We start from the raw sequence: 13,862 nt of genomic DNA on the forward strand, positions 1-13,862 counted from the left end.
TTATAATGCTCCTGTGATATGACGGATAATATAAACGGTGACAAAACCTGCAAACATAAAAGTCATCGTCGCGACAATAGAACGCTTAGACAGCCGACTAATGCCACAAATTCCGTGACCACTGGTACAGCCCGAACCCAAACGTGTCCCAAAGCCTACCAGCAGACCTGCCACAATCATCATCAATGGGCTGGCATTCAATTCGATTTCAGGTTGTACAAACAGACCATAAATAAACGGTGTGATGATCAAGCCTGATAAGAACCAGATCGCAGGCGTTTTAAATACGGTTTTTGGGTTTAATACCTGCCCAACCAAACCACTGATTCCTGCAATACGGCCATTGACGTAAAGATAGCCGACCACTGAAAGTCCGAGCATTAAACCGCCAATAAATGCGATGAGGAAGTCATGCATGGTAAATCAACCTCTATACAATATACTTTTTTATATTATATAATAAAAAATAATAATCAAGCAGTTTTATGGTAAATTGTGTAAACTGCATGGGCTACGTCAAAGGTTTCGAGGACATTTATGGATATAATTGCTGCAAATGCCAAAATTGATTTTTCACAGGTCGATTTCGTCAGCCAATGCCTAAAAGTTTTAGCCAATCCTGATCGTCTGAAAATCTTATGTGTCCTGGTTGACGGGGAAATGAATGTTCAGGAAATTGAAGAATCCACTGACATTCATCAACCTACACTTTCACAACAACTGACTGTCCTACGTAAGGCTGACATGGTCAGCACACGACGTGAGGGTAAACAGATTTTCTATCGTCTGAGTGATCCCAAGGTCTTAAGTTTGATGCAAAAGCTGTACGAGCTGTATTGTGCGAATTAATCCGCTTAGTACAGCCAAAAAGAAATGATCAGAAGCAGTAAACCTTTGTTTTTTTTAATACTCTTAATATTGAAAAATCTTGTACTCATTTTTTCTCTAGATTAGATTTAGTGAACTAAATCTGAAAAATATTTTATTCAAATTACACAGGGTTATAATTTATCGATTTACAAGTTTGTTCTTATATCGTGCTAGAATTTTGATGTCTACTCAATGTTTTGAACTGCTTTTACCAGAAGAGTGATCTACATTCCGGCTCATTCCATCTCGTGTTTGGAATCACTCTGAATTCTCCCATCCACCAAATTAATCGTTCGATCACAGGTCGCCGATAATCTAGGATCATGAGTCACCAATAAGACTGCACAGTCATGTTCGCGATGTACTTTACGAAATAATTCAAACATTTCCGCAGCAGTTTGAGTATCCAGATTACCTGTCGGTTCATCGGCCAACAATAGTGCAGGCTGAGTAATCAGTGAACGTGCAATCGCTACGCGTTGCTGCTGCCCTCCAGAAAGCTCATTGGGTTTACGGTCAGCGAACTTATCTAACCCTACAGCGGCCAATAATTCATGGGCATATTGCAACGCAGATTGATCTGGCTTACCTTGCTTCAGCATTAATGGCATGAGTACATTATGTAAGGCAGTAAAAGCCTGTATAAGATGATGGAACTGAAACACAAAACCTATACTATTGCCTCGTAATGCTGTCCGAGCCGTATCATCCATACGGCTTGTCGCCTGCCCCAACAAGTACAACTCACCACGACTAGGCTGATCTAATAAGCCAAGAATATTCAGTAAAGTACTTTTGCCTGAACCAGAAGGACCAATTAATGCAGCAAAGTCATTCCGTTGAATACACAGGTCAATTCCATGTAATACCTCCACTTCATTAGGCTGCCCAACATTGTAAGACTTTCGCAATGCTTCTAAACGTAGTACTTCCTCAGATGAATCAGACATGACGAATTGCCTCCACAGGATCGAGTGCAGCAGCCCGACGGGATGGTATTGCAGCAGCCAAAACTCCCGTTAAAGTCGCCAAGAATAATGCCGACAAGATAAGCTTGATTGAAATCGAAATATAAAACAAGCCGGGACCAAACTGATTAAATCCCCAGATCAAACCATAACTGACTACACTGCCAAGCATCGAACCAAGCAGACCAAAAATTGCTCCCTGAAACAAGAAAACTCTTAAAATTTGTGCTTGTGTCGCCCCCGTCGCACGTAAAATACCGATTTCCCGAGTCCGTTGCACCACACTCACCGACATCACACTGGCAATGCCAAAAGCGACTGAAATCCCTACAAAAACAATAATCATGTTTGTAGAAAGACTTTGAGCGGTAATCGCATTCATTAATTGAGCATTGGTTTCAATCCAGCTTTCTGCTTTTAATCCTGTCAGGCGTCCAACTTGTGAGGCAATTTGATCCGCCTGAAAAATATCCTGAATCGTCAGATCAATCACGGTGACCCCACCCGGCAAATTAAGTAAAGATTGCGCCTGTTTCAAATCCAGATAGACATAGCGCGCATCCAATTCACGCACACCCAATTCAAATATTCCAGAGATGTTCACAACTGCATTTTTCTGTTGCCCGGTATCTAATCTTAATTTGCTCCCAACTTGCACACCCAAATCTTTGGCTAATTGACGCCCAATTAATACATTATCCGCACTGACCTGTAATTCACCACTCACCATATATTGCTTCAACGGAATAATCTGTTGATAACGTTCAAGGTTGATACCAACCAATGCAATAGATTGAATCGCATCTCCGCGCTGTACAAATGCAGGACCTGAGACCACAGGAGAAACCGCAGTCAACACCGGTAAATGATCTAAAGTCCCAGTAATCTGCTGCCAATTATTAATAGAACGTAAGCGTTGTGCACGCTTATCTTCTTGTAACAACTGAAGTGTTCCTGCTGCTGGTGGCACAATACGATTCACCTCATCTGGTGAGAGCAAACGAATATGCGCCTGTGTCCCTAAAGTTCTTTCTACAATATTCGATTGTAAACCCTGAATTAAGGCGCTAATGAACACAATGACGGCTACCCCCACCGCGACGCCAATGGTAATCATCATCGACTGTGTGCGACCCTCTCGCAAAAAACTGATTGCGATGGTCCACTCGGTCCAAAGTCGCCTAAAAAAGTTTTTCAATCGAATTTCACCGGTAATTCATTTTTGCTATTTTTCTGATCCGTTTGACTCTGGAAAACAGGTTTAGTTTTCTCTATTCGGACACCAGTTCCATCTTTAAGCACTGATTCTGCATCGGTAAGGACGTGATCACCTTCTTTCAATCCAGCTACAACTTCAGACATAACCAAACCACGTAAACCCAGTGTGATAGGATGACGTTGAATTTTTCTATCTCTTACTAAAATGACCATAGCCTTGTTGCCACTTATACTGCTTAAAGCATCATTTGGAATGACCAAGGTTCGCTCGCGCTTGTTGGTTTCAACATTTACCGATACCGTCATGTCTTGACGCAGAAAACCTGGGACTGGATCAACTGTTAATCGGACGTCTACTGTGCCACGTTGAGCATCAATACTTGGAGCAATAAAATTAATATGGGCAGGAAAAGATTGATTTGGATAGGCATCTGCAATCACTGCGGCTTTTTGTTGTAAAGCCAACAGTGGTAAATTTCGTTCATCAAATGGCACTCGTATTTCAGTCGCACCATCCAGTGCAATAGTGAAGAGAGTCTGACTCGGTTGTACCAGATCCCCTGGCTCAACATTACGCGTTAAAATAATACCCGAAACTTCTGCACGAATTTTGGTTTTGGCAAGTTGCGCTTGAAGTGCAGCGAGTCGTTCGCGTAATTTTGTCTCTTCAACTTTATTTGGGGCAAGTGAAGAAACTTTTAATCGAGCTAATTCCAAATTATTACGGGCGAGTCTTTCTGCCTCTATCGATTTCTCCCTTTCCTCTGCTGATAATATTCCTAATTCGGTATTTCGTCTGCGTAACGCCTCTCTTTGAGCCTGTTCTAATTGTACTTTGGCATTCGCTAAATCAACTTCTGCTTGCGGGCGTCTAGTGGTTTCGAGTTCTTTTAATTCAGCTTCTGCCTGCCGCACTTGCGCTGAAATTTCATCAGATTTCAGTCCTAAAAGAATATCCCCTCGAGAGACCCGGTCTCCCTCTTGAACCAAGCGCTCAAGAACAACCCCTGTAATTTCACTACCAATCTGAGTCCGAGATACTTTCTCTACCCGTCCTGAAGCAACAACTGTTTGAATCAATGGATTAGATACGACTTCATAACTAGGCAGTAATGGTCCTTGCCACCAGCGATATGTAGCAAAACTGACGGCTAAAACCAGTAGTATGATCATGATACAAGGCTTATAGCGAGTAACAAGCAATTCCATTCTCCAAGCCAGAATAAAGAGATATTTTCTGAATCGAATTATTAATTAAATATATATGAAAATTGTGTAATAACACACCAAATAAAAGAGCAGATCATTTTCTTAAATTAATTTTCCTTACTAGATATAGTTTTTTAATAATATTGATTAAAAATCGTAAATTTTAAATTAATATTTTTTATATTTCATATTTTTATATAAATTTTAAACACATTTAAAACTTAAACACTTTAGCTACCAATAACATAATACATAGCTCTATTTAGTAAAGTAGCTGTTGTGGTGGTGGCAATTGAACTCACCCAAAATCCCCAAAGAAATCTACCAATTAGAAAATTTGAAGTACTAGATTTTTACCCCAATTTACCCCATCATCTTTTCGAACAACAATTCTCTATTTATAAAAATGTTTAAAACAGAAAATTACTATCGTGTCGATTATTTAGGTGAAGAAGGCATTACAGAAACATGTCTATTAAGCCTGCACAATTTGATCCAAACTCATGCAGATCTAAGTTACGCCCTATTGCTGACAAGTGAACAATCTCATGCCTTTATCTTGAAAGATCTAACCGAAAATTATTATGTCATTCGCTCTGGCTTTACATCTTGTTATTCAGGTGAAGGACCAAAGGGTCTAGCAAAAGCATTAGCTCTTTTAAGCAAACATAGAATTGAAACTGAAGAAATTCTAATACCTACGAAGCTTCTCAATAGATTGAATAACTCATCATTAAATGATCAGGATATTGATTTTATTTTTCAGCAAAAAATCATTCGTCCTATTCGTCTGCATGATTATATTTATCCTTTCGAAAATGAAGCAGCCCACACTGTTAATTCAAAGCGTTACTACCCTTTAGAACTACCCTACTCGATTATTGATGACAGAATTTTTGACCTTGCTCTACTCTTTAAACAAGATCCCGACTCTGCTTTAACAAAAGCATATAAGCGTCTTGAAGATATTATTCGTACACGTACAGGTATCCGTGAGCATAGCACCAAACTATTTGCTCAAGTCTTTCAAGGTGAAAATGCTCTGCTTACTTGGGATGTACCAGACAGTGCTGAGATCAAAGGTCGAGTAAATTTATTCACAGGTGCGTATATGGCTTTTCGGAACGCTCGTGCGCATCGAGAAAAAGATGAAAACTTAATTCATCAATATCGTGAATTTTTATTGATCAATGAATTATACCTACTAGAAGCTGAAGCAATAAAAATAGAATCAAAATAAGACAAGGCCGTATGGCCTTGTCTTATTTCATCACTATGCTAATTCTTTGCCATTACTCAATATGAATTTCCGTAACATTGCATTCACTCGAATATTCACTTTGAATGGTAGAATAGTAGTACTACCTTTGGCTTCTAAATACAGTTTCGCTTTGACTTTATCCACTGATGCTAAAAGTTCGTCAAAACGCCCAAATTCATTAATATTGTTTTCAGTAACTTGAGCATTCATCAGTTGTCTTAACTTAGTTTCATCCAGTCCTAGTGCTTCTGCAAGATCATGAATTCCATCTTCTTGTGCTTGGTATTGATACTCTGTAATGTAATCCCTGAATGACTTACCAGCGATTAGTTCTGCATCCCCTCGCTGTACATCATGTAAGAAAATGTTGGCAAACTTCTGTTCTTCAGCAGTGAGCATTGCAAAACTTTTATGCAATTCATTTAAGGCATCTTCAATAGAAAGTTCTAAATCACCATTACGCAGTGCTTTCAGATATTTATCAAAACGACTGTTCATGTAATCTGAATCGATTTTGTCTGTATCGATTTCTGTTAAATAGCCTTCTACTTCAAAAGGTATGCTCCCACCACCTGAACCGCCACCACCGCCATTCGAGAACAGTTCTTTATAACGCAGTGCCAGAACTAAGAAAGTTTGCTCATCCAACTTTAATTGAATCGTAAATTTCTTTTTATGCTCATCAGTAAATTCATAACTCAATTTATCCCATTTAAAGCCCTGAATTTTAGCCGCTTCAAGATATTCGTTGAGTTGTTTAAACAGTTTTGCAAATAAAGCACAGGACTGATCATCTTCTGGTAACTTCTCAAAATTAGACACATGGGCACTTTTAAATACGCTATCAATTTTTTCGAAGATGTCATTGATGTTTTTTAAATTGCTTGGCAATTTATCGACAAATAAAGCCAATGGCTTATCACCCGAATATAATTTTACCGCAGCGTCGATATTACGCTTCATGGTGTGCGGACGACGATAATAACGAATAATGCCAAATGGCTTATCTTTGCCAAACAAGCGATTGGTACGTGAGAAGGCTTGGATTAGATTTGCATATTCTAACATCTTATCCAAATACAGCGTATTGACCCATTTTGAGTCAAAACCTGTCAGCATTTGATCCACCACAATTAACAGATCAAGCTGTTTTTCAGGCGTATTTTCGATGCGTTTATAGGCTTCTTTGTGTGATAGGCGATCTGCAATATCTCTCTTCATCTTGGCATGAGTAGCTAAACTAAAGTCCACACCATAAAGTGCATTGTAGTCTTGAATAATTTCAACTAAGCCATCCTGTTTAAAGGCAGCATTACCATTGTTATCAATATTTGGATCAAATAAGGCTGTGACTTTTAGCTCTGGCATCGCCTTTTTAATCAGTCGATAGTACTCAATCGCTTCAGGAATACTACTGGTCGCAAACATGGCATGGAATTTATGATTTTGGCTGTACTGCACCCAATTGTCTTTGATATCTTCGACCACTTTATTGCGATGCTCTGTACGGTGATACTGTGACGTTGGCAGGTAATCCTCAATCCCTTTTATATATTTACCTGTCTTATCCATTTGTCCTGCCATTGCAACTTGCTTACTGTCCATAAAGCGTTGATAGACTGCTTTTTTCTCAGGATCATCTAAAGCTTCTTTTACCGTATTGGCTTTAGCCTCATCAAGCGCAACCGCTTCACGCAACTTGGCATCTTTATAGGTTGAAACCAAATAAGGGTCAAAACCTAAAACGTTTTTATCTCGAATACCATCTGCAATGCTGTAACGGTGTAATTCATTGCCGAATACCGTTGCCGTGGTATTCATATTTTTTTCGTTTTCTTCTTGAATTGGTGTACCTGTAAAACCAAAAAATACTGCTTGTGGGAAGGTATCTTTAATGGTCATCAGCATTTCACCGAATGTAGAGCGATGTGCTTCATCTACAATGATGACAATTCGTTTTTTGTTGATCAGTTCAATGTCATGTGCATTTAAACCTCCATCTTCATCTTTGATATTACTCATTTTTTGAATTGAGCTTACGATCAAGACTTCATTTGGATTTTTACTTTTGAGTTTACTGACCAAGGCATGGGTATTTTCAGTGGCTTGGACAAAGTCTTCAATTTCAGCAAAGTTGTTATATTGCTCAAGTGACTGCACACCCAATTCAATACGATCCATTAAGAAAATCACTTTATCTGCATCTTTGCTTAGTGCAATCAAATGGGCTGCCTTAAAGCTGGTCATGGTTTTACCAGATCCTGTGGTATGCCAAATATACCCCCCTAAACGATCTCTGCCATCCCATTCAACACTTGCCACCCGATCCGTGATTTCATGCACAGCAAAACACTGATAACTGCGCATGACTTTTAGAACACCATCGGTTTTATCCGCAATGGTATAGAAGCCAATCAGTTGATGTGCCATGGGGATTGAAAGTAGGTTCCCCGCAATATCTTTCCAATAGTTCACGGGTTCGTTATTAAAATCTCCCCAATTGAAATAGAAATCTGAGTTAAATGTGCCATCAGGTCCCGGGTTGGCAAAGTACCAAGTTTCTTCTGGGTTCATTGCCACGAAGATTTGTACCAATGCAAATAGGCCTATAAAGATGCCCGAACGTGCATAGTTTTCGATTTGGTGTGCTGCCTGACTCACGGGCACGCCTGAACGTTTTAGCTCGATATGAAAAACTGGCATCCCGTTAATGAGCAGCATCAAGTCGCCACGACGGTCATTTAAAATTTTAGATTTGGTTGGGAATTTGGGTTGTTGCGCAATCTGATAACGGCTTTTACCTGCTGCGATCTCTTGACGGTCGTAAATGGTTAAGCTGACTTCTTTACCAAAATGTAGTTCGTCATTTGGATTGTCACGTTTAATGGATACAGTTTTACCGTTAATAAATCCATTGAGGGCAAAAGGCGTGCGCAGTGTATTAATCTGCTCAATAATCTGATCCATTTCCCCTTGAGTTAAAGGCTGATTATTCAATCGATCAATTTCTCGGTTATTTTGGAAAAGAATCTCTGCCCAGTTATCGATGAGATCCTGTTCCGTTGGGTTTTTAATGACATCTTGCCAACCTTTTTTTAAAAGGAGGTCAATGAGTGCTTGTTCGAATGCTGTTTCACTTTTAAAAGTCATATTTGTTTGGTTTTATAAAGTCAGTATTTAGATTTTAAAAATCCCCCTTACATCAAGGGGGATATAACAATGATTAAACAAACATTTTTTCTAACAATGCTTGTTTCAGATTTTTTAAGGTTTGAAGTTGTTGTTTTAGCAATAGACATGTTTCATCAATTTTTTGAAAAAACTGACCTAGTGCAATCTGTTCATCTTCATTTGGGAAACTAAATTCCATTTCTTTAAACATTGCCGTAGTAATCTGATTAATAGTAGCGCCTAGATTTCGACTAACAGCGACATCAAACAGATTTGTATCAAATAAAGCATTAATGAAATATGGATTAGACGCTTTCACTCCTGTCATAAAAGCACCAATAACGGTATTTTCCATTTTTTCATTGATAACAGCATGCTTACCTATAAGGTTTCTTGAACCATTTCTGACTACAACTATAATGTCTCCAACTTCAACATTCTGAACATTAATGGCTTCATTATCTACATATACATTATTTTCAGTAACAATCTGATTATCATGTACGTTTGATGATCTTAATACTAAAGTTCCATTTTTATCAGTAATGTCATTTGGTGAATAAGTTAATCCACTAAAAAACTCTACTTCATTTTCTAATTTTTTCTTTTCCCAATCCCCACTAAACCCTTTTAAACGAATTTCAGGACGCTTACTCCCCTGTTTCGGAAACATTTTTTCTAACATCGCTTTTTTAAAGTTTTGGGTTTGAGCTAGTTTTTTTTCATGTAATGCAATGGACTCATCAAGGTTTTGGAAGAAGTTACCTATTTGCCCTTGTTCTGTTTTATCAGGAATATTAATTTCTATCGCATGGATTGCTGAACTTGTAAGACTAGGAACACCCGTCGAAGTATTATGATGGCGCCAATTAATTTTTTGAAAAATCGAATATACGAAATATCCTACTACTTCTGAAGATAATTCAGAATAAAATAAAGTATCTACAGTCCAAAAGGGTGAATTCATATAGTACGGCTTATCAATCGTACCTTTTCGACCAATAAGTACACTTTCTTTATCATAAAGTGCTGTATTTGTTCTGCCAATTTCACCACCAGTAGCTAAAATTGGATAGATACCTTTTTCTACTTCAACATTCTTTTGAGACATACCACTTTTAATTTTGAGTATGTCCTCAATAAGTTTGGAATCCCATAATCTATCAAATTTTTTAAATCTCACTTCAGGGCATTTTTGATTTTCCACATTACACCCCTTTTAACAATGCTTGAAACTGAGCCAAACCTTGCATATCAAACTCATCACCTGTTAAGTCATCAATCAAGTCTGCAAGGCTATGCTCTGCTTCTGTCAGCTTCTGCGTAGTTTCCGTATAGGTTACTGCATACTTATCTGCTAATGCCTGTACCGTATCAGTCAAATGCTCAATCACTTCATTCGGCAATGCCAAAATCGCAGAAACAATCGGTTCAACCCACTTCGCTTCTAACAATGCTTTAACTTGAGCATCTTCTAAAGCTTCAATGGTAGATTTGGTTAAAAGATGCAGTACAGTTTCGTCTTTACTAATCTGTGCTTTTAACTCTTTCTCTTGTGCAAGTAATTCATCGACCTGTACCAAAGTTGCCTCTAAACTGCCTTCTTCAAAACTAAAGCCTGAGCGCAATTGCTTTAAATACGCTTTAACTTTTGGTGCCGCATAAGTACCGTCTTTATTCGCTTCAATATTTGACCATTGCACTTCTGCATGGTCTTTTACAAACTGCTCTTTTGGGGGCTTTTTAGGCTTTGGATCTGTAGCTAAAAACTCAAGATACTCATTGAGTGCCACAATTTCAGGCGTTTCAATTTCGGCATACGCTTGCTTCAAGGCTTTAGCAATTTCAGCAGGCACAAAGGCATCATTGGCTTCATTTAACAATTGCTCTTTATCTTCTTCAGATAAAGACTCCATCAAAGACTCAATCTCTGCACTGTCTTCTGCAAGTTCACGCTCTTTGGCTTTTAATGCTTCCAACTCTTTAGACAATAAACGCTGCTGTACAAGATCAAATGGCAATACATAGCCTACCCAACCTTCTTGTACTTCATGCTCTTTACCATCTTTCTTTTTAATCACGATATTTGGATTAACGATTTTGGCAGCATCCAAACCTTCAGATTGAATAATCTCCAAATCACCTGCAATACCTTGCCATTGGTCATCTAAAGCTTGGTAAGCCTGATATTTATCCACCAATGGAATATCAGCTAAACGTTTAAATATGTCTTTACTTAAAACATTTTCTTGTTGAGCAATATGCAAGCTTTGCATTTTGCCAATGAGTTCGCCTTTTAAGTAATCCTTAAAATCAGCAAATGCGGTATTAAACTGAGTCACAAAGCCCTTCACATCTTGATGGCTGTGAATCGCTTGGCTAATTTCAGTTGTCGCCAAATTCACGTAAGGCGTATCGCTTTCTGTAAATAAGTCTTGGCGTAATTGTGGGAATGCCTTCCAATATGCACTGTGCGCATCAATTTCTTTTTTCGGAATACCGCCAAACATCGTGGCATAGATATCCCATGTTTCAGCCGTTGCTGAAGAGTCTACATAACGAGGAATATTCAGGTTGTAGCCCTGATCCTGAATTTCTTTTTGCGTCACTAGACGTGAGAACTGCTCAACATCTTTACGCTCAATCACAGCATCGACAATTTTCTTAATATTCGATGCTTGAAGATGGTTGTTTTTACCGAGCTTCACAAAGCCTTTAGATGCATCAACAATCAACACGTCTGTAGTTGGACGTTGTTGTTTTAAAATAAGGATGACCGTTGGAATACCTGTACCAAAGAAAATATTGGCAGGTAAACCAATAATCGCATCAATGTGGTTTTTCTTAATTAAATTGGTACGTATACGCTCTTCTTCACCGCCACGGAACAATACGCCATGTGGTAAGACAATCGCCATAATGCCATTTGGTTTTAAATGATATAAATCATGCAACAAGAACGCATAATCCGCCTTAGTTTTAGGGGCTAAACCGAATTCTTTGTATCGAGGGTCTGCATCTTTATTTGCTGGATCCTAGGCTTGTGAATATGGTGGATTCGATACCACTGCATCTACATAGAGTGGTTCGTAAGTATTGATGGGATCATTGTCTTCAAAAAATGGCCAGTCATCTTCTAAAGTATCGGCATTTCTCGCCACAATATTGGCAGGTAAAATACCACGCATCACCAAGTTCATACGGGTTAAGTTATAGGTATTCTCTTTTAATTCTTGTGCGTAGTATTTGATTTTATTGGCATCATTGACATGCTTCGCCACAGAACTACCAATATTAATCAGCAATGACCCCGAACCACTTGTTGGATCGTAAATTTTGATTTCAGGCTGGTCTTTTAAATGATGCGCAATAATTTCAGACATGAGGACTGAAACTTCGTGCGGTGTATAGAACTCACCTGCTTTTTTACCTGCATTGGCAGCAAAAGACCCAATTAAGTATTCATAAATGAAACCAAGCACGTCATAGTCTTGCTTGTTATTCATTGGAATGACTTTGATCAGTTGCAACAAGTCACTGATCGCTTTGGTCTGGCTATTTGAGTTATCGCCTAATTTACTTAGACCTGTCTCTAATGTCTTAAAGATGCCATCAAACACTTTTTTGTGAGAGCTATGAATGTGACGTGAGAAAGCGGATAGCGCATCACGGACATCAGCAACGGTAAAGTCTAAGCCTTTATTGAGCCATGTTGAGAACAGGTCATCATAAGCAATGAAATAACCGATACCATTTTTAATAAATTCTACGGTTTCAGCATCTTCTTCTGTCAGTGCTTCAATATCTGACTGTGCAAAGTCATTGGCTTCTAAAAAACTTAATTCTTTATCAGAGAGAAACTTGTAGAACATGAACCCTAGGATATAGTCTTTATATTCATTCGCCTCAATCTTTGAGCGCATTTTATTGGCTGATTCCCAGATTTTAGAAGCAAGTTGTTGTTTGTTCATAGGGTTGTCTACAGTTCTTAAATAAGGTTAAAGCCTTTAATGACCAGAAGGCTTATGATGCCTGTATTTTCGTTGATTTGGGGGGTATTCTCAATAAGAACCGTCAAATAAGAAATATTTATAATTTTAAAGTGTTTTATAATTCATTAAATTTAATATAATATTTTCATGCATTTAACTTGAATAATACTCACAATATGGCAACTTTAGAAAAAAACTTAGAAATAGCAAATTTAGTATGTAAATTTGGGGATCACAATTTATTAGACTTATATAAAGAAGTTGTGGAGCCTTCATTTTTCAAAAACAAAAATCGAAAAGCTGGCAAAAGTAATTTCTATTTTGATGAAGTTTCATTGGTGAATCTAGGTGACGATATCCTAGGGGAGAAAAATACTCTTGCTTTAGTTGGCCGATTTGTTAAACAGACCAAACTTGAACGTGAGCAGTATCGTGATGCAGCTGGAAAGTTAGTAAAAGATAAGAAAAAACTTGATTCGGCACCTTCTGCGATTTTTGCTTTAATTTTAAACAACCATAGATTACTTTATGCTGCTGAAACGAAATATGCTCCAACTCCAGAAAATTTTAGAAGTACATTGTCATATTTTTTAAGAAATGAACAAATTAATTATAAAGATAGTTTACCGAAAGAAGAAAGAAATCCCTTTTTAAAAGAATTCCCAATTGTTGAGCTGACACTGACTCCGCTGACCAACCAAAAAACTTTAAATGAGAATATATACTTATTCAATAAGTTGAAAAAAGTTACATTTATTCTCAATGATCGTAATTCTGAAATTGATGGAGAGGATATGTTCCGTCAAATGCAAGAAACTTCAGATGAAGCCGGAGGTCAAGGAAAATTTGAAATTACTAATAACAAAGGTTTAAACCAAAAAGTTATTGCGAAAGAAGCTAATAAAGCAACTATACAAGGCAACCAAAATATTATACTTCTTGGTACTGACGCCACTGGAAAAAAATTAAAAATTGACAATGAAGATGTTAAAATTCAAACAACTATTGATGTCGTTCAAAATAATATTTTTGCTACCGTTGTACATATGTTTTCAGAGAGGTGGATCAGGAAATTTGAACAACACTTATAAGTGATATTTTGCTCCCCAAATGATGTTATAAACATCAATATATGGAGTATTTTATGACACGTAGACCAAGAAGAAATCATTC

9 protein-coding genes and 1 pseudogene are annotated in these 13,862 nt (G+C 37.9%); 3 read left to right on the forward strand and 7 right to left on the reverse strand.

Annotated features, from left to right (window positions below; translation table 11 throughout):
* Complete coding sequence (locus DYI81_RS15920; RefSeq protein WP_117008077.1) at positions 1-417, reverse strand: YeeE/YedE thiosulfate transporter family protein; 417 nt, start codon at positions 415-417, stop codon at positions 1-3.
* Between the two features lie 120 nt (positions 418-537).
* On the opposite strand from DYI81_RS15920, the gene DYI81_RS15925 reads away from it, so the two are divergent.
* Positions 538-849, forward strand: a complete 312-nt coding sequence (locus DYI81_RS15925) for a metalloregulator ArsR/SmtB family transcription factor (protein ID WP_117008078.1) — start codon at positions 538-540, stop codon at positions 847-849.
* Positions 850-1,106: 257 nt separating this feature from the next.
* Here DYI81_RS15925 and DYI81_RS15930 read toward each other — a convergent pair whose 3' ends face one another.
* The 3 genes from DYI81_RS15930 to DYI81_RS15940 are packed head-to-tail and all read right to left on the reverse strand — an operon-like array spanning position 1,107 to position 4,259.
* Positions 1,107-1,820: an ABC transporter ATP-binding protein gene (locus DYI81_RS15930; RefSeq protein WP_117008079.1), complete on the reverse strand. Its 714-nt coding sequence runs from the start codon at positions 1,818-1,820 to the stop codon at positions 1,107-1,109.
* Complete coding sequence (locus DYI81_RS15935; protein ID WP_117008080.1) at positions 1,813-3,036, reverse strand: FtsX-like permease family protein; 1,224 nt, start codon at positions 3,034-3,036, stop codon at positions 1,813-1,815. Before DYI81_RS15935 ends, DYI81_RS15930 begins: the two co-directional genes overlap by 8 nt.
* Positions 3,033-4,259, reverse strand: coding sequence for an efflux RND transporter periplasmic adaptor subunit (locus tag DYI81_RS15940; protein WP_117008085.1), 1,227 nt, complete (start codon positions 4,257-4,259; stop codon positions 3,033-3,035). The genes DYI81_RS15935 and DYI81_RS15940 overlap by 4 nt, the downstream gene beginning before the upstream one ends.
* 412 nt (positions 4,260-4,671) lie before the next feature.
* Here DYI81_RS15940 and DYI81_RS15945 point away from each other — a divergent pair, with 412 nt between their 5' ends.
* Positions 4,672-5,505, forward strand: coding sequence for a TIGR02391 family protein (locus DYI81_RS15945; RefSeq protein ID WP_117008081.1), 834 nt, complete (start codon positions 4,672-4,674; stop codon positions 5,503-5,505).
* Between the two features lie 33 nt (positions 5,506-5,538).
* Here DYI81_RS15945 and DYI81_RS15950 read toward each other — a convergent pair whose 3' ends face one another.
* From DYI81_RS15950 to DYI81_RS15960, 3 genes and pseudogenes are all read right to left on the reverse strand, one after another.
* Positions 5,539-8,676: an HsdR family type I site-specific deoxyribonuclease gene (locus DYI81_RS15950; RefSeq protein ID WP_117008082.1), complete on the reverse strand. Its 3,138-nt coding sequence runs from the start codon at positions 8,674-8,676 to the stop codon at positions 5,539-5,541.
* Positions 8,677-8,749: 73 nt separating this feature from the next.
* Complete coding sequence (locus DYI81_RS15955; protein ID WP_117008083.1) at positions 8,750-9,904, reverse strand: restriction endonuclease subunit S; 1,155 nt, start codon at positions 9,902-9,904, stop codon at positions 8,750-8,752.
* Between the two features lies 1 nt (position 9,905).
* A pseudogene (locus tag DYI81_RS15960) lies at positions 9,906-12,668 on the reverse strand (type I restriction-modification system subunit M).
* A gap of 197 nt (positions 12,669-12,865) precedes the next feature.
* On the opposite strand from DYI81_RS15960, the gene DYI81_RS15965 reads away from it, so the two are divergent.
* Entirely contained in the window at positions 12,866-13,780 is a 915-nt protein-coding gene (locus tag DYI81_RS15965; protein WP_117008084.1) for a hypothetical protein, read from the forward strand.
* The last annotated feature ends 82 nt before the right edge of the window (positions 13,781-13,862 follow it).

Origin of the sequence: Acinetobacter sp. SWAC5, assembly GCF_003419885.1 — a bacterium.
GTDB classification, from domain to species: domain Bacteria; phylum Pseudomonadota; class Gammaproteobacteria; order Pseudomonadales; family Moraxellaceae; genus Acinetobacter; species Acinetobacter cumulans.

Coding starts and splice junctions, on each gene's coding strand:
- DYI81_RS15930 (WP_117008079.1), bottom strand. CDS start 1,820: ATGTCTGATTCATCTGAGGAAGTACTACGTTTAGAAGCATTGCGAAAG.
- DYI81_RS15945 (WP_117008081.1), top strand. CDS start 4,672: ATGTTTAAAACAGAAAATTACTATCGTGTCGATTATTTAGGTGAAGAA.
- DYI81_RS15950 (WP_117008082.1), bottom strand. CDS start 8,676: ATGACTTTTAAAAGTGAAACAGCATTCGAACAAGCACTCATTGACCTC.
- DYI81_RS15925 (WP_117008078.1), top strand. CDS start 538: ATGGATATAATTGCTGCAAATGCCAAAATTGATTTTTCACAGGTCGAT.
- DYI81_RS15965 (WP_117008084.1), top strand. CDS start 12,866: ATGGCAACTTTAGAAAAAAACTTAGAAATAGCAAATTTAGTATGTAAA.
- DYI81_RS15920 (WP_117008077.1), bottom strand. CDS start 417: ATGCATGACTTCCTCATCGCATTTATTGGCGGTTTAATGCTCGGACTT.